The organism is Ciceribacter lividus (assembly GCF_003337715.1).
Classification (GTDB): Bacteria; Pseudomonadota; Alphaproteobacteria; order Rhizobiales; family Rhizobiaceae; genus Allorhizobium; species Allorhizobium lividum.
Genome location: NZ_QPIX01000014.1, coordinates 1 through 20,240, shown reverse-complemented (window position 1 = coordinate 20,240; position 20,240 = coordinate 1). Strand labels below are relative to the sequence as shown.

15 protein-coding genes and 2 pseudogenes are annotated in these 20,240 nt (G+C 59.5%); 8 read left to right on the top strand and 9 right to left on the bottom strand.

What is annotated here, in order from left to right; genetic code table 11:
* Positions 1-43 precede the first annotated feature (43 nt).
* Together DFR48_RS19720 and DFR48_RS19715 are read right to left on the bottom strand one after the other, a co-directional pair.
* Entirely contained in the window at positions 44-490 is a 447-nt protein-coding gene (locus tag DFR48_RS19720; RefSeq protein WP_114364931.1) for a thermonuclease family protein, read from the bottom strand.
* A 52-nt stretch (positions 491-542) separates the two neighbouring features.
* Complete coding sequence (locus tag DFR48_RS19715) at positions 543-773, bottom strand: DUF1674 domain-containing protein (protein WP_114364930.1); 231 nt, start codon at positions 771-773, stop codon at positions 543-545.
* A gap of 124 nt (positions 774-897) precedes the next feature.
* Here DFR48_RS19715 and htpX point away from each other — a divergent pair, with 124 nt between their 5' ends.
* From htpX to purH, 4 genes are all read left to right on the top strand, one after another.
* The gene (htpX, locus tag DFR48_RS19710; protein ID WP_114364929.1) at positions 898-1,857 is read left to right on the top strand and encodes a zinc metalloprotease HtpX; all 960 of its coding nucleotides are present in this window, start codon (positions 898-900) and stop codon (positions 1,855-1,857) included.
* Positions 1,848-3,254, top strand: coding sequence for an RsmB/NOP family class I SAM-dependent RNA methyltransferase (locus DFR48_RS19705; protein WP_425359271.1), 1,407 nt, complete (start codon positions 1,848-1,850; stop codon positions 3,252-3,254). The genes htpX and DFR48_RS19705 overlap by 10 nt, the downstream gene beginning before the upstream one ends.
* Before the next feature lie 157 nt (positions 3,255-3,411).
* Positions 3,412-5,088: a heparinase II/III family protein gene (locus DFR48_RS19700; protein WP_114364928.1), complete on the top strand. Its 1,677-nt coding sequence runs from the start codon at positions 3,412-3,414 to the stop codon at positions 5,086-5,088.
* Between the two features lie 96 nt (positions 5,089-5,184).
* The gene (purH, locus tag DFR48_RS19695; RefSeq protein ID WP_114364927.1) at positions 5,185-6,801 is read left to right on the top strand and encodes a bifunctional phosphoribosylaminoimidazolecarboxamide formyltransferase/IMP cyclohydrolase; all 1,617 of its coding nucleotides are present in this window, start codon (positions 5,185-5,187) and stop codon (positions 6,799-6,801) included.
* Between the two features lie 50 nt (positions 6,802-6,851).
* Here purH and DFR48_RS19690 read toward each other — a convergent pair whose 3' ends face one another.
* Positions 6,852-8,240 carry an MFS transporter gene (locus DFR48_RS19690; RefSeq protein ID WP_114364926.1) on the bottom strand — a complete coding sequence of 463 codons (1,389 nt, stop codon included), beginning with the start codon at positions 8,238-8,240 and terminating at the stop codon, positions 6,852-6,854.
* A 52-nt stretch (positions 8,241-8,292) separates the two neighbouring features.
* On the bottom strand, positions 8,293-13,077 hold the full coding sequence (locus DFR48_RS19685; protein ID WP_114364925.1) for an NAD-glutamate dehydrogenase: 4,785 nt from the start codon (positions 13,075-13,077) through the stop codon (positions 8,293-8,295).
* A 172-nt stretch (positions 13,078-13,249) separates the two neighbouring features.
* Between DFR48_RS19685 and pdxY the strand changes: the two genes are divergently transcribed.
* Together pdxY and DFR48_RS19675 are read left to right on the top strand one after the other, a co-directional pair.
* The gene (gene pdxY, locus DFR48_RS19680; RefSeq protein ID WP_114364924.1) at positions 13,250-14,119 is read left to right on the top strand and encodes a pyridoxal kinase PdxY; all 870 of its coding nucleotides are present in this window, start codon (positions 13,250-13,252) and stop codon (positions 14,117-14,119) included.
* 103 nt (positions 14,120-14,222) lie between these two features.
* Entirely contained in the window at positions 14,223-14,864 is a 642-nt protein-coding gene (locus DFR48_RS19675; RefSeq protein ID WP_114364923.1) for a carbonic anhydrase, read from the top strand.
* 33 nt (positions 14,865-14,897) lie between these two features.
* Here DFR48_RS19675 and DFR48_RS19670 read toward each other — a convergent pair whose 3' ends face one another.
* Both DFR48_RS19670 and DFR48_RS19665 read right to left on the bottom strand, forming a co-directional pair.
* Positions 14,898-15,719, bottom strand: coding sequence for a lytic murein transglycosylase (locus DFR48_RS19670; RefSeq protein ID WP_114364991.1), 822 nt, complete (start codon positions 15,717-15,719; stop codon positions 14,898-14,900).
* 171 nt (positions 15,720-15,890) lie between these two features.
* The gene (locus tag DFR48_RS19665) at positions 15,891-16,925 is read right to left on the bottom strand and encodes an aspartate-semialdehyde dehydrogenase (RefSeq protein WP_114364922.1); all 1,035 of its coding nucleotides are present in this window, start codon (positions 16,923-16,925) and stop codon (positions 15,891-15,893) included.
* 487 nt (positions 16,926-17,412) lie between these two features.
* On the opposite strand from DFR48_RS19665, the pseudogene DFR48_RS19660 reads away from it, so the two are divergent.
* Together DFR48_RS19660 and DFR48_RS19655 are read left to right on the top strand one after the other, a co-directional pair.
* A pseudogene (locus DFR48_RS19660) lies at positions 17,413-17,753 on the top strand (MFS transporter); the annotation flags it as partial.
* Between the two features lie 149 nt (positions 17,754-17,902).
* A complete protein-coding gene (locus DFR48_RS19655; protein ID WP_114364921.1) occupies positions 17,903-18,460 on the top strand; it encodes a GNAT family N-acetyltransferase in 558 nt (185 codons plus the stop codon).
* Here the strand turns inward: DFR48_RS19655 and DFR48_RS19650 are convergent, their stop codons facing one another.
* The 3 genes and pseudogenes from DFR48_RS19650 to DFR48_RS22310 form a co-directional block, all read right to left on the bottom strand.
* Positions 18,461-18,856 carry a DUF2794 domain-containing protein gene (locus DFR48_RS19650; RefSeq protein ID WP_114364920.1) on the bottom strand — a complete coding sequence of 132 codons (396 nt, stop codon included), beginning with the start codon at positions 18,854-18,856 and terminating at the stop codon, positions 18,461-18,463.
* Between the two features lie 254 nt (positions 18,857-19,110).
* Positions 19,111-19,860 (bottom strand): DUF1223 domain-containing protein, encoded by a 750-nt coding sequence (locus tag DFR48_RS19645; protein WP_114364919.1) that lies wholly within the window; start codon positions 19,858-19,860, stop codon positions 19,111-19,113.
* 166 nt (positions 19,861-20,026) lie between these two features.
* Positions 20,027-20,240 (bottom strand): annotated as a pseudogene (locus DFR48_RS22310) (hypothetical protein); the annotation flags it as partial.

Here is a 20,240-nt window from a genome sequence, read left to right as displayed (position 1 = left end):
GGTCAGAAAGGCCGCCCCATGTCGTGGGGCGGCCTTTTGCTTTTCAATTGCAGGGGTGAAGAGGCTTTCGGCCGCCGTCATATGACTTCACGAGTCCGGAGGCGAGCAAGACGTCCGCGACGCTTCGCCCGTCCTCCAAGCGAATGTCGGCAAGCACCCGGCCGTAATATTTGTCACCCGAGATGGCGAGCAGCGAAACCTTCGTGGTGAGGAGCCTCGACAGGCCATCTCGTGCTTGCTGCGCGGCAAGACGGGTCGCCTCACACTTCGCATGCAACTCCGGTGCGTCGATTCCACGCAGTCGGACATAGGTCTCGATGCTATGTCCTGGCCACGGAGCGGCACTGACCAGGAGGGTATCTCCGTCCACAACGCGAATGAGTTTCGCCTCCACGGGCCCCGAGATCAAGTGATCCCCGGAAGCGGCCGCGGGGTGCCCGATAAAGGCGGCCAACAGGAGCAAGAGGGCGTAAAGAGAAGTCGAGCGCATTGAAGGATTATATTCCGATCTTTGGGCGCCGACAATGGGTATTTATTCCTTACTAGAAATCAATCGCCCGACCCTTGATCTCCCAGTCGCCGAACCGCGCAGGATCGGCACCCCCTCGCCCGCCGATCTCTCGCGGCGGCTCGATCATGGTTTCGTTACGACGCCTTTCCTCGGCCTCCTTCAGTGCGCGTATGGCTGCAGCAGATAGCTTCTTCTTCACCGGTTGTGCCGTATCGGAGGCGCCGCCCGAGGACGAATGTGGCTGATCTTCGAAAGGTGTCATGTTCGTTCGCGTCCATGATGCGTTGGTACCCGGCAAATATTGAAATCGCCGGCTGAATTTTTAAATCATAATGTAGCTGTCGCGGTCGGCTATGTCCAACTGTGACAAGCATAAGGAGCAAGATATGAATTTCGTTCGTACCGCGATGCTGCTGGCGTTTATGACGGCGCTGTTCATGGGCGTCGGCTATTTGATAGGCGGTCAGAGCGGGATGTTTATCGCTCTCGTGATCGCGGCGGCCATGAACTTCTTCTCCTATTGGAATTCCGACCGCATGGTGCTCGCCGCTTACCGGGCACAGGAAGTCGACGAGAGTAACGCCCCTGAATTTTTCCGGATCATCCGGGATTTGGCGCAACAGGCGGGCTTGCCGATGCCGCGCGTCTATGTCTTCGACAGTCCTCAGCCGAATGCGTTCGCAACCGGTCGCAATCCGCAGAATGCAGCCGTGGCCGCCTCGACCGGCCTCCTGCATCGTCTGACGCCGGAAGAGGTGGCCGGCGTTATGGCACATGAGCTTGCCCATGTCGAAAACCGTGACACGCTGACCATGACGATTACCGCGACCCTCGCCGGTGCAATCTCGATGCTTGGCAATTTCGCCTTCTTCTTCGGCGGTCGCCGCGATGAGAATAGCCCGCTCGGCGCTGTCGGACTGCTCGTCACCATGATCGTCGCCCCGCTTGCCGCCATGCTGGTCCAGATGGCGATCAGTCGTACCCGTGAGTATGCGGCCGACCGTCGTGGCGCCGAGATCTGTGGTGATCCCCGCTTGCTTGCGTCCGCCCTGCGCAAGATCGCAAGCGACAGTGCCCACATCGTCAACGACGATGCCGAACGTAATCCTGCGACGGCACACATGTTCATTATCAATCCCTTGAGCGGCGAACGCATGGACAATCTCTTTTCGACCCATCCAAACACGGAAAACAGGATCGCCGAGCTGATGCGGATGGCGGAAGGTACGGGGTCGGTATCGACGCGGCCCAATTCCGCTGTTAAGCCGAGCCGTAGATCGCGCTCTGTTCCGGATACCGGGCGCGGCCGCATTGGCTCGCAACCGCCCAAAGGACCGTGGTCTTGAACGACAAAGAGAAGAGTAAGAAGGCCGCAGCCGACAAGACGAGGAACAGGAACAGCGCCCCAGACCACCGCCGGGCCGCCTCAGATGCGAAAGCCGGGCTGGATGCCAGAATCGCGGCGAGTAGAATCCTTGCGGCTGTTGTTGATCGTCGGACGCCTCTGGACGGCATGCTGGATGCGGAGCATGGAAATCCTGCATACAGAGCGCTCGGCGAGGCGGATCGCGGCTTGGTGCGCGCCATTCTACAGACTGCCCTTAGGCACTTGCCGCGAATCGAGGCTATTCTCTCTTCGCTTCTCGAATCGCCGTTGCCGGATGGTGCCCGTTCTTTGCACCACCTCCTCGTGGTCGCGATGACGCAGATGCTTTATCTCGACGTGCCGGATCACTCAGCGGTTGATCTCGCGGTCGAACAAGCGATACGCGATCCCCGCAACAAGCGGTTCGCAAAGCTCGTCAATGCCGTCCTGCGGCGGCTGGGACGGGAGAAGGCGGCGCGACTCGCGAGTGTCGCTTCGCTTCCCTCGACGCCGAAATGGTTCTTCGATCGTCTTGTGGCCGTCTATGGAGCTGATGCAGCGGCACGAATAGCCGACGCCCAAAGCCGCCCTGCCCCCATCGATCTCACGGTGAAGAGCAATCCTCAAGGTTGGGCAGAGCGTCTCAATGGATGTGTTCTGCCGACGGGCAGCATTCGGCTTGCCGGATTTCGTGGTGGAATTCCCACTCTTGAAGGTTTTTCGGATGGCGAATGGTGGGTCCAGGATGCGGCTGCCGCTTTGCCTGCCCGACTTCTCGGTGACGTCGCCGGCCAACGGGTGGCCGATCTCTGCGCGGCACCCGGCGGCAAGACCGCACAACTTATCCAGGGCGGAGCTGTCGTTACTGCCGTTGAACAGTCCGAGAATCGTATTCGGCGGCTGAGGGAGAATCTCGCCCGGCTGCATCTCGAGTGCGAATGCGTGAATGCCAATCTGCTCGATTTCCGGCCGGCCGAGCTCTTCGACGGCATCTTGCTCGACGCACCCTGCTCGTCGACGGGGACGGCACGACGGCACCCCGACGTGCTTTGGACTAAGGGGCCGGAGGATGTGGCCAAACTCGCCGGTCTGCAGGAGAGGCTTCTTCGACATGCCCTGACGCTGGTGCGACCGGGCGGCCTCGTCGTTTTCTCGAACTGTTCGCTTGATCCTTCCGAGGGGGAGGAGGTCGTCGCGCGCGTCCTCGCCGATACGCCCGGCTATCAACGAGAACGCATTAGCGCTGCCGATTGGCCGGGCCTCGAAGAAGCGGTCACTCCGCGCGGCGAGTTGCGAACCACGCCCGCAATGCTGAGGCTGGAGGGAGCAGAAGGTGGTCTTGACGGCTTCTACGCCTGCATTCTCCGGCGCGATTAACGGAATATTTACCAAAACCGTTGCCATCATCGCAGAATAACGGCTAATCGCTCATTGCGCGGGTCGTTCATGCGCACGCGTCTGGTGGGCATGACACGGCGAGACTCTGGCAAGTTCCTCGCCCGATTTCGGCGCAGCCGCGCGCCATGGAAAAACGATGCGATTCACGGAACGCCAAAGGCTGGTCTATCTTTACCTCCGTGAGGCGTGGAGACGGATCTCCCGGCAGATCGCGATCGGCCACATTTCAGCCCTGCGCTTTGCCGGAGCGGGACCAGGTCGCCTGATTGTCGCACCCACAGACCTCAGGATTGTCGATCCGTTCGTCTCCGAAGAAATCCTCGTCCGGCGCTTTCCGCTCGCGGGAAAGATTCTGGATGCGGGTGACCGGTCGCCTTTCGAACTTGAGGCGCCTTCGCAACTCTTTGCGGTTCGTCTGCACTCTTTCGCTTGGCTTCGGCATGTGCGTGCTGACAAGACGGCGGAGGCATGCGCCAACGCTCGAGCCATTGTCGACGACTGGATTCGAATACATGGCACCCGCATCGCCGGACTGCCGTGGGACGCGGACGTGATTGCGCAACGGGTTATCGCCTGGTTGTCGCATTCACCGGTCGTCCTGCAGGACGCCGAGGGCGGCTTCTATCGTCGTTTCCTCAACAACCTCGCCTTTCAGATCCGCTACCTCAACCAGATAGCCGATCATGTTCCCGATGGACTGCCAAGGCTCAGAGTCCGGATCGCCCTTGCCATGGCTTCGATTTCCATGCAGATGCGGGGCGTTTCTGTTCGCCGGGCGGCGCGGCACCTCGACCGCGAACTGGACCGGCAGGTTCTGCCGGACGGTGGTCATATCTCGCGTAACCCAAACGCGGCGGTCGAAATCCTGTTCGATCTCCTGCCGCTGCGCCAGACCTATATCAACCTCGGCCACGACATACCGGTGAAACTCATCCCGACCATAGACAGGATGTATCCTGCAGTCCGCTTCTTCCGGCACGGCAGCGGTGATCTCGCCCTGTTTAACGGCGCGACCTCGATTCTCGCCAACGAACTCATGTCGGTGCTGCGGTACGACGAGACAGCCGGTCAACCTTTCAAGGCGCTGCCGCACTCGCAGTACCACCGGCTCTCCGCGGGTTCGGCCGTCGTGCTCATGGATACCGGCTACCCTCGCTCGACGGAACTGTCCAAGACAGCTCACGCCGGCTGCCTCTCCTTCGAGTTCTCTTCCGGCCGCCATCGCCTCATCGTCAACAGCGGTTCTCCCCGCTTTTCCGGCGAGAAGCTGCGCCAGCTGGCGCGGACAACTGCGGCGCATTCGACCGTTTCCGTTGGCGAGATGTCCTCCGCCAGGATCTCGCGTTCACCCTTTCTCGGCCCGCTGATGGTGTCGGGCGTAACGACCGTCGAGCTGACGCGACAAACAGCGGCCGACGGGAGCGATCGGCTCTGTGCACGCCACAACGGCTATCTTCTCGATTTCGGCCTCTGGCACGAGCGGGAGTTACGCATGAACGAGGCGGGGACAAAGATCGCCGGACGTGATCGTTTCCTCCTGGCGAACGGCGAGCCGCTGCAAGATCCGCCACCACCTGAAAGCGTTGGACGGTTCCACATCCATCCGGCGGTGCATCTCAAGCAGGTAGAAGATCGTGCCGTCCATCTGATTGCCCCGGACGGTGAGACTTGGGTCTTCTCCGTTCCGACGGGCGAACTGGTGATTGGCGAGGACGTGTTCTTTGCCGATGCCTCCGGTGCACGTTCTTCTGAGCAGATCGAAATTGCCTTTGACGGCCCGGAAATCCGCTGGTTTCTCGCCCATAAGTCTTAGGCCGGTTTCCTCTTGCTGCAAGCTGTGCTAGGCGGCAGCGACACATGCTATCCTCGGCGCTGCCGCAGCACGACCACTAGATTGGAGCAGAAAATCATGGCCGTCGTATCGAAGAAAATACCCGCTCCCGACCGGGTCAAGATCAAGACCGCTCTTCTTTCGGTCTCGGACAAGACCGGCATTGTCGAGCTTGCCCAAGCACTGAACGCCATGGGTGTGCGGCTTTTGTCGACCGGCGGTACTCACAAGGCGATAGCTGGCGCCGGTCTGCCCGTCACGGATGTCTCCGACGTCACGGAATTTCCGGAGATCATGGACGGACGTGTGAAGACGCTTCATCCGCGCGTTCATGGCGGCCTGTTGGCCATCCGTGACGATGCGGAGCACCAGCAGGCCATGCGTGAGCACGGCATCGATGCGATCGATCTCGCTGTCATCAATCTCTATCCTTTCGAGGAGGTTCGGGCGGCCGGCGGGGATTATCCGACGACCGTCGAGAACATCGACATCGGCGGCCCTGCGATGATCCGTGCGTCTGCCAAGAACCATGCCTATGTGACGATCGTCACCGATCCCACGGATTACGAGCCGCTGCTTTCGGCGCTCACGTCCGACGAGTGCCAGACGACCTACGCTCTTCGTCAGCAGTTGGCAGCGAAGGCCTTCGCCCGGACGGCTGCCTACGATACGATGATCTCCAACTGGTTTGCCGACGCCCTTTCGATCGATGTTCCGATGTATCGCACGATCGGTGGTGTTCTGAAGGAGAAGATGCGTTACGGCGAAAATCCGCATCAAAGCGCCGCCTTCTACGTCACCGGCGACGATCGCCCGGGCGTCGCGAATGCCACCCTGCTGCAGGGCAAGCAGCTCTCCTACAACAACATCAACGACACCGACGCGGCTTTTGAGCTGGTCGCCGAGTTTGCACCCGAAAACGGGCCTGCCTGCGCGATCATCAAGCATGCCAATCCCTGCGGCGTTGCGACCGGATCGTCTCTCGTCGAAGCCTACAAGCGAGCACTTGCCTGCGATTCCGTCTCTGCTTTCGGCGGCATCATTGCGCTCAACCAGACACTCGATGGGGAGACGGCTGACGAGATCGTCAAGCTCTTCACCGAGGTGATCATCGCGCCCGACGTCACCGAAGAAGCCAAGGCGATCATCGCCCGGAAGGCGAACCTTCGCCTCCTGACGACGGGCCGCCTCCCCGATCCGCGGGCTGCGGGAATCACGGCAAAGACTGTTTCCGGCGGGCTGCTGGTTCAGTCGCGCGACAACGTGGTCGTCGAGGATCTCAATCTGCGCGTCGTCACCAAGCGCGCGCCGACGTCGACCGAACTCGAAGACATGAAATTCGCGTTCAAGATAGCCAAGCACGTCAAATCGAATGCGGTGATCTACGCCAAGGACGGTCAGACGGCAGGCATCGGCGCGGGGCAGATGAGCCGTGTCGATTCCGCGCGCATCGCGGCCATGAAGGCGGAAGACGCGGCCAAGGCGCTCGGCCTCCCTCAGCCGCTGACGAGGGGGTCGGCGGTTGCCTCCGAAGCCTTTTATCCCTTTGCCGATGGTTTGCTTGCCGCCATTGCGGCGGGTGCGACGGCCGTCATCCAGCCCGGCGGCTCGATGCGCGACGAGGAAGTGATCGCGGCAGCCAACGAGCATGACGTGGCGATGGTCTTCACCGGCATTCGGCACTTCCGCCACTGATCGTAGCAACCCCGTTGCCTTTTTGGAGCTCGGCCTCGGCCGGGCTCTTTCTATTTCAGGCCGGTTGAGGGATTGCTGCCGGCCGGATACGGGGTAGTGAGCAGCACGAGAAATCCCCCTCCAAGATAGATGAGGACGCTCGCCATGCCGACGCGCGGTGAGCCGGTCCAATAGGTCAGCATCGAGAAGCTCAAGGTAGCCATGAAACTCGTGACGCGACCGGAGAGTGCGTAAATACCGAAGTAGCGTCCTGCTTCTTTCGGTGGGACGCTGCGGGCGAGATAGGAACGGGACGAAGCCTGAACGGGGCCGAAGGCGAGGCCGATCAGGATGCCGAACAGGATATAGGTTTTTTCGGCGGCGGTTCCGAAGAGGCCGGGCGTGGTTGCCGCGGAAAAGCTGACGGCACCGAAGAGCGTATAGCCCGGACCGGTCGAGATGATGCCGAACGTCGCTACGATCAGAAGGATAAGGCTGAGAAGCACTGTGAATTTCGAGCCGAACCGCCGGTCGACGCTGCCGGCTGCCAGACAGCCGAAGATCGCGACGACATTCAGGATTATCCCGTAGAGGCCGATTTCAAGGGTAGACCATTGGAACATCGCTGCGGCAAAAACGCCGCCCAGCACCAGCAGCCCGTTCACACCGTCCTGGTAGATCATGCGTCCGATCAGGAAGCGAGCGAGCCCAGATCTTCCCCGCAATTCACCCAGCGTCTTGCCGAGTTCGCTCAATCCGGCTCTTACGGCCTCGCCGAAAGGCTTGCCCTTGGTGGCATCCGGCGTGAAGAAAAACATCGGCAGAATGAAGATGAGATACCAGAGAGCCGATATCGGTCCCGTGATGCGCGCATCCTCGCCACTTGCGGGATCCAGACCGAAAAGTGGCGGTCGGCCGATCAGCGTCATTCCCGTCTTCGGGTTCGCCGCCAACAGCGTCACCACAGCAGTGAGGACGATGATTCCACCAAGATAACCGAGGCCCCAGGCGATGTTCGAAATACGACCCACCGTTTGAGGTGTGACGAGACGTGGCATCATGGAGTCGTTGAAGACGACGGAAAACTCGGCTGACACCGTGGCGAGGATGATCAGAATGACTGGGACGAAGACAGGCGAGCCCGGGGCAGCGGTCCAGAGCAGGCTCAGGCTTACAATCTTGATCACGGCGAAAAAGCCGATCCACGGCTTGCGACTGCCGGACTGATCGGCAATTGATCCGAGAATGGGGGAGAGTACGGCGATGATGATCGATGCGATCGTCGCCGTATTGCTCCATGTCGCCTGGGCAGAGACCGGATCGGAAGTCATCCTCGAGACGAAGTAGGGTCCGAAGATGAACGTCGTCACCACTGTAAAAAAGGGCTGGGCTGCCCAGTCGAACAGCATCCAGCCCCAAATTCCGCGGGCGGGCACCTTTGCGGTTTCCGCCGGCGACATATCAATTTCAACCGCCACCAACTCTTCCCCCGAATGTTTCGGGGGGAGAGTGTCACCTTGTCTTTCCGTGCGCAAGATCCGTCAGAAGGCCCGCGGCAACCGCGATTTTGGAAAGGCTCGGATCGCCGCTCTCGGTGATCGCAACCAGCTCGGTGACAAGCTGGTCGATGCGCTGCGGATCTGCTTGACACCACGCAGCAATCGGGTCCCTCTCCCTGGCGTATAGCGACAGCGCTTCGGCAACGATGTCACGCCTCGCCGCACCGATCTGATGGATGCTGCGGGTCAGCGAGAGGCTTTCGTAATGATCGGTCGTGGACACGCGGTTGGCCGCTGCCAAGAGGCGTTCGATGCTGAAGGCCCCAGACACCGTGAAGTAGCTGCTGACGGTGCGCGCGATTGTCGCGCCGGTTCGCCCGGCGATCTGCATGACCTCCGGTACCAGCAACAAGACGGAAAGGCGAACGACGTCACCGGCAAGGTCCTCCGGCGCACCTGCCTGCACGAGATCGGCAATCTCACGGTCAAGTCTTTGACGCAGTTCTTCCGGCAGAGCGGTTCCAAACGATTGCTTCAGCGATCTAACCGTCGACTTGAGGCGGGCAAGCGCATCGGTAATGCTGCCGGTCGAGAGTCCCGTTTCGACGAGCAGCCGCGAAACGCCGGTGTAGACCTCCGCCACGGCTGCGTAGAGTCTATTTTGCAGTTCTCCGGGCACCTCGGCGTCCAGCGCGTCGATACGCGCCCACAGATCGGTAAGATCGAGCCCGTCTCTCACCAACAGTGCCGCCTTGACGACGTCGGCAGGAAGAACGCCGGTTGCGTCCGCGGTCATGACGACAAAGCCCGGGCCTCCACGGTTGATCACATGATTGGCCAAAACGGTGGCGATGATCTCTCGGTGCAGGCGGTGCCCGGCGATGTCTGCGGCGAACGCCTTGCGCATCTTCGCAGGGAAATAATTGAACAGCGTCGTCGCGCAATAGGGATCGTCCGGCAGATCTGAGGCCACCAGCGAGTCGAAGAGGACGATCTTCGCGTAGGAGAGCAGAACGCCTATCTCCGGGCGGGTCAACGCCTTGCCTTCCGCGTAGCGTTCGGCAAGTGCATTGTCGTCAGGCAGCATCTCGACCTTGCGATTGAGTCGTCCCGCTGTCTCGAGCGACGACATCAGCCGGCTCAATTCTTCGCGATTGCGAACGCCCTTCCTTTCGGTGAGCGAGATGGCCAAAGGCTGCAGATAGTTGTTGCGCAGAACGAGCGACGCAACTTCGTCCGTCATGTCGGCGAGCAACTTGTCGCGCTTCGCCATGGTAAGGCGATTTTCCGCAACAGCCGGCGCCAAGGTGATCTTGATATTGACCTCGACGTCGGAGGAGTTCACTCCTGCGGAGTTATCGATGGCGTCCGAGTTCAGACGTCCGCCGTTGAGGGCATAGAAAATCCTTCCACGCTGCGTGACGCCGAGATTTGCCCCTTCCCCTATAACCTTGGCGCGGACCTCGTTTCCGTTTACGCGGATCGCGTCGTTCGTCCGGTCGCCGACCTCCGCGTCCGTCTCCCCCGGCGCCTTGATGTAGGTGCCAATACCGCCGAACCAGAGAAGATCAACCGGTGCCTTCAGGATTGCCGTCATGATTTCAAAGGGGGTCGCGGTCATCTGTTCGAGGCCGATCGCGGCGGCGGCCTCCGCCGTCAGCTCGATGGATTTCACGCTGCGGGAAATAATCATTGCGCCTTTCGAAAGCGCCTTGTGATCGTAATCCTGCCAGCTGGACCGCGGCAGGGCGAAAAGCCGCTTGCGCTCAGCGAAGGAAAGGGCCGTATCCGGATCCGGATCGATAAAAATGTCGCGGTGATCGAATGCGGCAACGAGGCGGATCTTTTCGGACAGCAGCATGCCGTTGCCGAAGACGTCTCCCGACATGTCGCCGACACCGGCCACCGTGAAGGGTGTCGACTGTATGTCGATGTTCATCTCGCGGAAGTGCCGCTTGACGGCCTCCCAGGCACCTCGGGCCGTGATGCCCATCTTCTTGTGGTCGTAACCGGCGGAACCACCCGACGCGAAGGCATCGTCCAGCCAGAAACCGGCTGCACGCGCAAGGGCGTTTGCGGTATCGGAGAATGTCGCGGTACCCTTGTCGGCGGCAACGACGAAGTATGGATCGTCATCGTCAAGCCGTACGGTGTCCGCCGGCGGCACGATCCGTCCGCCTTGAATGTTGTCGGTGATCGACAGCAGCGTCGTAACGTATGTCTTATAGGCTTCCTTGCCCGCATTCAGGTATTCATCGCGACTTCCGCCCGACGGAAGCTGCTTGGGGAAGAAACCACCCTTTGCGCCCACCGGTACGATGACGGCATTCTTGACTTGCTGGGCCTTCACGAGCCCAAGCACTTCCGTGCGATAATCCTGGGCACGGTCGGACCAGCGCAGACCGCCACGCGCGACCTTGCCGAACCGGAGATGTACCCCTTCGACTTCGACGCCGTAGACAAAGATCTCGCGGAACGGACGTGGTTCAGGCAGACCTTCCAGACGCTGCGGATCGAACTTGAAGGCGAGCATCGGACGAGGTTCGCCATCTGGAGCCTTCTGGAAGAAGTTTGTCCTAAGCGTCGCATCGACTGCATTCAGATAGCGGCGAAGAATGCGGTCTTCATCGATGCTGGGCACGGAGACGAGGGCGGCCAGCAGCTCCTGTCGGCTGTCGTTGACCTTGCGCTGCCTGCTCTTCTCGCCAAGTGTCGGATCGAAGATGTCGCGGAACAGGTTGAAGATGGACGCGGCGATCTGCGGATATTTGTTCAGCGTTTCAGCAATATGGTTCTGCGAATAAACAATTCCGCACTGGCGCAGATACGCTGCATAGGCACGCAGAACGGTTACCTCGCGAGCAGTCAACCCAGCGGTCATGACCAGGCGATTGAAGGTATCGTTGCCGATGGTACCGTTGAAAGCGCCGAGGAATGCATCCCCGAGCAGCTTCCCGTCACGACCGATGTCGAACTCGCCTCCGCCGCGAACTTCCAGTTCCATGTCGTGCAACACCACGAGCTTGTGGCTTTCCGATGCCGCGACCTGGATATCGAAGGTGCGTTCGCTGATGACGCCAAAGCCGAGATTTTCCAGAAGCGGCACGCGTCGCGACAACGGCAGATGCTCTCCGGCATGGAAGATCTTGAGATAGAGAAGATTGCCCTTATCTGAGGCTTGCTCGTGGAAGCTGATGCTGGCCGGCTGCCCTTCGAGGCAGGCATTGATGTGCTGCAGGTCGGCCACGGCCTCTTCAGGCGTAAAGGCTTCCTGATAGGCGTGCGTGACGGTGAGTGTTGGTGCATCCGATCCGGCGAGTGCCGTGAACCGGTCCGTCCACCGCGCGGTGATCGCGCGTACGGCCTCTTCGAGGCGGGCCTGTGGGATTCGGGGCGTCTTGCCTTCGTTGCGGCCGATGATGATGTGGACGCGCGCGACCCCGCCCTCCGGAAATGCCGGGTAGTAGGCCGAGACATGGCCCTGATAGGCTTCCTTGAAGTAATTTCCGATCTTCTCGCGCACGAGAGAATTGTAATCCTCTCGTGGAACATAGACGATCAGGGAGACGAACCGGTCGAAATGGTCGATGCGCGGCAGGACGCGCACCCTCGGACGCTCGGAAAGATCGTTGATCTGCTCGCAGAATCGGGCAAGCAATTCAGCGTCGATCTGGAAGAGGTCGTCACGGGGATAGGATTCGAGCGTGTTCTGCAACATGCGGCCGGAATGGCTTTGCGGGTCGAAGCCGAAGCGTTCGACCACTTTCTCGACCTTCGCGCGCAGCAACGGAATCTGGTTTACAGAGCGGGTGTAGGCTGTCGCGGTGAAGAGACCGACGACGCGAAGTTCGCCCACCACCTTTCCGGCTGCGTCGAAGCGCTTCACGCCCACATAATCCATATATGCCCGCCGGTGGACGACCGATTTCACGTTCGCCTTGGTAACGATGAGGAAATCCGGACCCTGCAGGAACTCCAGGATTTCCGGTGTCGTCGTCACGGCCTGCTTGCCGTGACGGAGAACCAAGACCTCCGGGTCGGCGAGGATGCCGAGGCCTCGCCCCCTGCCGCGCTCGAGTTTGGCGTCGGGCCCCTCGCCCGTATAGACGTATTCCCGCATGCCGAGGAACGTGAAGTTGTCATTCTTGAGCCAGTCGAGGAACGCGAGCGCTTCGTCACGTTCGGCTTGCCGACGACCGGGTGCGAGGCGCCTTACTTCTTCTATCGAGGTCTCCAGAACCGCGAGCATCTCTTTCCAGTCAGTCGAGGCCATGCGGACCTGCTCGAGGACAAAGGCCAGACGTTGCTTCAACGTATCCGCCTGTTCGTCCGTGAGCGGCGCGAGGTGCAGCTGGATATAGCTTATCCGATGTGCTGGATCGGTCGGCCTGTCCGGCCGGAAAAGCTCGATCGCCTTGTTCGGTTCCGTAACGAGAATGGGGTGGATCGCGAGAAAGATATCACGATGGAGGCTGGTGACCTCACCCATCACTGAATCATAGAGGAAAGGCTTGTTACGATCGACGATCGAAAGCACGCTCGTCGGAATGCCGGAGTGCCCGACTCCAGGCACGAGCTTGATCGTGATCTTCGGGTCGTGTCCGTTCCACCCCGCCACGTCTTCTGCCGCCCGCTGGGCCGAAAAGGCAAGCATGTCCTGCGTGTAGAGATCCAGGTCGTCGCTGCTGGCGCGACCAAACAGAATATCCGGATCGATGAAAGGCTTTCCCAGTTCCTCAAGCCGCTTTTGGGTCAGTGCCCAATTGTGATCCCGCTTGGATTTCCTGCTTGCGACCATTGAGCCTTTCCTCCTTTATGCTCCAGTCTACAACACGACTCGTGTAGCCGCTGTTTAATATCGACTCGTTTAAGATTGCCATACAAATCGCCAATGAAATGGTGAAATATGACGTGATTTTGCGATTTTGTTACCAATATACGACAAAAATCGTGGGTGAGGACATTCGACCATGAACAAAAGCCCTTCCTGTGCGGTGATCGTCATCTCCAGCCACGTAGTTCGGGGCTCGGTCGGAAATCGCGCCGCGGTCTTCGCATTGGAAACGTTGGGCTATCCTGTCTGGGCTTTGCCGACAGTCGTGTTGCCGTGGCATCCTGGGCATGGAAAGTCGACGCGACTTTCGTTCCCGGAAGCCGGCTTCGACCAGCTGATTGATGACCTGATCGACGCCCCGTGGATATCGGAGGTGGGCGCGGTACTGACAGGCTACTTCGGCAACGCGGGGCAAACCCGTGCTGTCGCCCGGCTCGTCGCGGCACTCAAGGCGAGAAATCCCGACCTTCTTTATCTCTGTGATCCGGTCATGGGAGATATGGGCGGCCTTTATGTTTCCGAAGAGACCGCAAAGGGAATTCGCGACAACCTTATCCCGCTTGCGTCAATTGCGACTCCCAATCGTTACGAGCTCAGCTGGATGGTGGGAAGCTCGCTTGAGAACAATACCGCCATCATAGATGCCGCGTTGTCGCTCGGTCATGCGCGTATGCTGGTGACGACAGCGCTGCCGATGATGGCGGGTGGAGTCGGTAACCTGTTGCTTTCCGGCCGGCATGCATTGCTGTCAGAGCACAGATTGATCGACAATCCGCCAAACGGCCTGGGTGACCTTCTCGCCGCGGTGTTCCTGGCGCGCCTTCTTTCAGGGATACCGGAAGAGCGGGCGCTCCAGTTGGCAACCGCGAGTGTCTACGAAATATTGGCGCGAACGATGAAGCGCGGGAGCGATGAGCTGACGTTGGAAAGTGATGCGTCGAGCCTGATGTCACCGATGGCACTCGTGCAGATTCGACGGATCATGCATCCTGCCTTGAGACCATAGGCTTCCCAATGAACGGTGTGGAGCACATCCGGCGCCGAAAGTCATGCAAGTTTGTTGGCAGAACGGATTGCATCTGTTTCCGGTCCAATATAATCGAAAATACATGCTGCGTTTTCCAGACACTCTCGTTACCGGTTACCGCAACTTCATGACCGGGCGCTACGTTGATGAGCGCGAACGTTACCGCGTTCTGGCCGAAACCGGCCAGAAACCCCAGACATTGGTGATTGCCTGCTGCGACTCCCGGGCGGCCCCGGAGACCATTTTCGACGCCGGTCCCGGTGAGCTCTTCGTGGTCCGCAACGTTGCGAACATGGTTCCACCCTACGAGCCGGACGGCCAATTTCATGCGACGTCGGCGGCACTCGAATTTGCGGTCCAGGCTCTGAAGGTGCGTGACATCATCGTCATGGGCCATGGACGATGCGGAGGTATTCGGGCGGCGCTCGATCCCAATGCGGAGCCTCTCTCGCCGGGTGATTTCATCGGCAAGTGGATGGGGCTATTGAAACCCGCTGCCGAACAGATTCAGGCAAACTCCATCATGACCGCCGGCGAACGGCAGACGGCACTGGAGCGTATTTCAATTCGCAACTCGATTGCAAATCTCAGGACTTTCCCCTGCGTCAAGATCCTTGAGGAGCGCGGAAAGCTCAATATTCATGGCGCCTGGTTCGACATCGGCAATGGCGAACTCTGGATCATGAACCGCGAGACGCGTGATTTCCAGCGCCTCGAGCTCTAGATTCGGCGTGGCTGCGCGTTACCGGGCTGCGCGTTACCGGCCGTCGATCTGGGCACCGATATAGGCAATCGCCTGCTGGTAGACGGATGCGGCGTTCCAGCCCTGAAGCGCTCCAAAATTCGGTTCGCCCGGCTGATATCCTGCGCCGGTCTGCCATCCGTGGCCACGCAAGAAATTGGCGGTGGAAGCCAAGGCATCAGCACGCGAGTGCACGAGGTCGATACGGCCGTCACCGTCACCATCAGCCCCGAAGCGGACGACATTGCGCGGCAAAAACTGCGTCTGCCCTATTTCTCCGTGGGCGGCGCCTCTGGCGTTGAGGGCCAGCGACTTGCTTCCGACGAGCTGGAGCGCGGCATAGAGCTGGTCGGTGAAGTAGTCCGTCCGGCGGCAGTCGTACGCGAGGGTTGCAACGGCAGAAAGCGTGTGCTCGTTGCCCATATAGCCGCCGAACCCCGTTTCCATGCCCCAGATGGCGATCAGCGGACCAGCGGGGACTCCGTACCTGCTTTCGATCCTCGAGAACAGCGAGGCATTGTTCTTCTTCATTGCCTTGCCACGAGAGATGATGACTGCACCACCACGTTTCTTCATGAACTGATCGAAAGAGAGCTTGAAGCTCTTCTGGCCTCGGTCCGCACGGATGGTGTTGGTATTGTAAGAGACGGTCGCGAACACTTGGTCGAGCAACCTTGCGTTCACACCTTGTCCGGCCGCTTCCTGCTTGAATTCCTGAATCCAATCTGAGAATCCCGCGGACGTCTTGCCGCATTGCGCTGCGCTTGCATTATTGACCGCTGCACTGCCTACAACCATTGCCAGAAAAGCTGCAGTGGCAAACTTTGAGAATTGCATAGAGACCTCGTGTTCCGCGTCCTGAACCTTGCTGGTGAACATGCCAGCCAGTATTGATTCTGTCACGCGGTAGTTTCGCACTCGCCAGTTACTTGAGGGCGACGCTCCGCGCACGCCGGCTTTACGCACCCGCCGCCGGCTTGGACCGGCGGCGGAGCAAATCACAAGATGTCAATTTGCGGCGTTCTTCGGCTTCAGCAGGCCGCGGTTGACGAGCAGTTCCGCAATCTGCACTGCATTGAGTGCGGCGCCCTTGCGGAGATTGTCGGACACCACCCAAATGTTGAGGCCGTTCTCGACCGTTGCGTCCTCGCGGATACGGGAAATATAGGTTGCATCCTCACCGGCACACTCGACCGGCGTGACGTAACCACCGTTCTCGTGCTTGTCGACGACCAGACAACCAGGGGCCTCGCGAAGGATGTCGCGGGCCTGATCGGCCGTGATTTCGTTTTCGAACTCGATGTTCACCGATTCCGAATGGCCGATGAACACGGGAACGCGCACGGCGGTGCAGGTAACCTTGATCGCGGGATCAAGCATCTTCTTGGTTTCAGCGAGAACCTTCCATTCCTCCTTCGTGTAGCCATCCTCCATGAAGACGTCGATGTGCGGAATGACATTGAAGGCGATGCGCTTGGTGAACTTCTTCGCTTCGATCGGATCGGCGACGAAAACGGCACGGGTCTGGCTGAAAAGTTCGTCCATACCTTCCTTGCCGGCACCCGAGACCGACTGATAGGTGGATACCACGACCCGCTTGATCTTTGCCGCGTCATGAAGCGGCTTCAAGGCAACGACGAGCTGGGCGGTCGAGCAGTTCGGGTTGGCAATGATATTGCGCTTCTTGAAATCGACGATGGCGTCCGGATTCACTTCCGGCACGATCAGCGGCACGTCGGCGTCATAGCGCCAGGCGGACGAGTTGTCGATTACGACGCAACCCTGAGCTCCGATCTTGGGGGACCACTTCTGCGAGATGGTGCCGCCCGCTGACATGAGGCAGATATCCGTGTCGGAGAAGTCGTAATTCTCGAGGTTCTGTACCTTCAGCGTCTTGTCGCCAAACGATACTTCGGTGCCCTGCGACCGTGCCGATGCGAGTGCGACAACTTCATCTGCGGGGAAGCCGCGCTCGGCGAGAATACCAAGCATTTCCCGCCCGACATTGCCGGTGGCGCCTACAACTGCAATCTTGAAACCCATGTTTCCTGCTCTCTTTCTTTCTCTCCACGGCTGGTGAGGGGAAACCTTCGGCAAGTGCCTTGTTTCCGTATCCCCGGCCTTGCCGGGGAGAGAGCGGAGGCCAGAGACGTCAGACGGTTTTCGTCGTCGTTTTGGCCTTGATTGTGGATGAACGGGAGGCAAACGCACTCTGCCCGGCTGCATAGGCCAGGTCGGATGCCGCGACAATTGGCAGACCGAAACGGTGCATGAACGAATCCCTTCTCAGGCCGAGCTATTAAGGCGTTTTTCGACGGAGTCAAGTGGAAGCATAAGCGTACGACGCGTGCTCTCGCCCACCCACCAAGAGCCGAACGCCTGATCTCGCAGCTCCAATACCCATGGTCGTCCGTCGCCGTTGATGCGGCGAACGGCAGCATCAACGGCTTCACCGGCTATCCGCCCAAGCGCCTCTGCTTCCGAATCATTGGGTACCCGTCTCCGGCCACAAGGTGAGAGATCGAATGCTGGTGCCGTCAAGATGGTTGCTGATCTCCAGGCCGTGAACTGGACAGGCATGATCGTCGTTCTCACGATCCTGATGATCTATGTAACGATGGTCTATGGTCCGATCGCGGCGATGCTGGTCGACACGTTCCCGACCCGCATCCGTTACACCGGCATGTCCCTGCCCTACCATATTGGTAACGGTTGGTTCGGCGGTCTGCTGCCGGCAACGGCTTTCGCGATGAGCGCAGCCAAGGGGATATCTACTACGGCCTTTGGTACCCGATCGTCATCGCCGGCATGTCGTTCGTCATCGGCATGATCTTCCTTCGGGAAACGAAGGGTACCGACATCCACGCGTGAGCGTGAGTGTATTGAGCGGACTCAACTCGCAAAACGGAGCCCGGCACGGATAGTGCCGGGCTTTTCATTGTCCGACCAGGACGTCGATCTTGTCGTGAGGCCATGTTTGTGGAAGATGCCGGTATTGCATCTCTTCCGGTATCTCAGTGATGTCCTACATTCTACGCGACACCAGGTCGACGGATGTTTCGTCGATGGCAACAATCTATGCGGACGCCGTGGTGACGGGCACGGCCAGTTACGAGCTGGTTCCGCCGACGCGAGAGGAAATGGCCTCGCGCTTCGCAGAGATAATCGGTAGGGGTTATCCTCATATCGCCGCCGTCGATGAGGACGGGGCATTCCTCGGCTATGCCTATGCATCTGCTTTCCGCACCCGGCCGGCCTATCGATGGCTCGTCGAGGACTCGATTTATCTCGCACGGGAAGCTCAGGGCAGAGGGATCGGCAAGGCACTGCTGCAGGAACTGGCAAGACGCTGCACGGCGCTTGGCTTTCGGCAGATGGTCGCCGTTATCGGCGGTGCGAGCCCCGCCTCGGTGCGCCTCCATAGCGCCTGTGGTTTTCAGTTAACAGGTACGCTGATCGGGACCGGCTTCAAGCATGGACGGTGGCTCGACACCGTTCTCATGCAATTGCCGCTGGGGGATGGCAACGCTACTGTACCGGACGAGGACAGCTATCCGGGTTGCCTGTTTGTAGGCTAGCTACTCCACCAGTTTCAGTTTCTTGTCGAAGACTTTCAGTACTTGCGTCAGTTCGTGACCACGCTTGAGCACCCGCCCGCTGGTATGGATCACCGAATAGGCGCCCTGTTTTGCGGCGAGTTTCGGATCCTTTTCGATCCGGTAAAGCGGCAGTTCTCCGGATCGCTTGAAGACTGAAAAGACGGCCTTGTCCTTCAGGTGGTCGATCGCATAGTCACGCCATTCGCCCTCGCCGACCATGCGTCCGTAGATCCAGAGGATTGAATCGAGTTCCTTGCGGTGAAACGTGACCGGAAGCGGATCACGACTTTGGCGGTAATCCTGTAGGCTGACGATAGGCGCGGAATGGCTCGCCTGCGATGCGTCCGTGCGCGGCAAATCCGGCTGATCGCTCATCAAGACTCCCCGGCTTTTCGATTTTGACAGATGAATGACAGTTTGCCTCAGACGGTAGAAAAAGCAAGCCGGTGCACAAACAAGTGCAGCACACTACCTTTCTTTTGGCCGCCGCATTTTGGTCAAAACAGTGCCCCATTTGCGACCGAAGCTGGCGTCACTGAGTTGGCGCGTCGCGCCAAAGGTCCGGTCTGTTGCATTGACCCCTTACCCCCAGCCCCCCAATGCTTCTGGGCCGGACCGCCCCTCAGGGGTTACGCTCCGTCCTTGCCGATGATCATCGTCGCGCCGAGAATCGCGGACGGCTCTCCCTTCGCACTGGACGTCTGAAGCAGGACGGCGCAACCATCGTTCCCGTCCTTCGCCATGACTTTTGCCGGCAGCACGAGGTGGAGTTCGCTTCCGTCCCACATCCCAACGGTCTGGACGTCGGTGACGCTGTTCCAGTACGCAACCTCCTTACCGATATTCTCGCCTTTCAGAACATCGACGACCTCTTTGCGGCGGAAATAGACGATGACGACGTCTGCCTTGCCATGTCCCTGCCCGACCGTGATTGTCAGCTCCTCGTTTTTGCGCGTCGCGCTAACGGGCACAGAAAGTCCGAAACCCTCCCGTCGCATTCGGTCCAGCTTGAGGGTGACCTCATCCGCGTCGGTGCCTTTCAGGTGGTCGCGGCCGTTGAGAATGGCCTGCGGAGTATAAACGCCGCTACGACCCAGACTGCGGGCATAGGCATACTGGCGACCTGTATTCTCCGGCGTGGCCAGCGTGTCGTTCCAACCGATGTAGTTCCAGTAGTCGACGTGATAGGCGAGCGCCACGACATCGCTCATCTGCGCGAGCCTTTCGAATGCCCTGTCGGCCGGCGGACAAGAACTGCAGCCCTGCGAGGTGAAGAGCTCGATGACGCCCCGCGGCGTATTACCGTCCTGGGCCTGGGCGGATGTACAGGCAACGGTCATGAAGACCAGAGCATAGCGGGCGAATACAGTCGAGGTCATCCGTCGAACCTGCTTACTCCTGAGGATGTCGCGCTTTGCGCTCTTGTCGCCGACATCCAAAAAATAGTTACACGCCAGCAATACCCGCTCAACCTTCTGACGAGAAGTCACGATGGGGTGAGACTCCCTTCTGTGATCGTCGATACTCCAAAAGAATGCAACGGTGTTAAGTTTCAAGCACCGTTGCTCGATAGTCTCGCATCCTGGCATTGAGGATGATGATCATCCTGCGCATGACGGCGACGATGGCGACCTTTCCAGGTTTTCCTTTTGCTTTCAGCCGGTTGTCAATGCCGCGTGAATTTTCCCCAGAAGTGCCGCAGTAAAATTCCCCAGTTATGCCGACGTCGACGACATGGCGAATTGAGGATTTTTCGGCG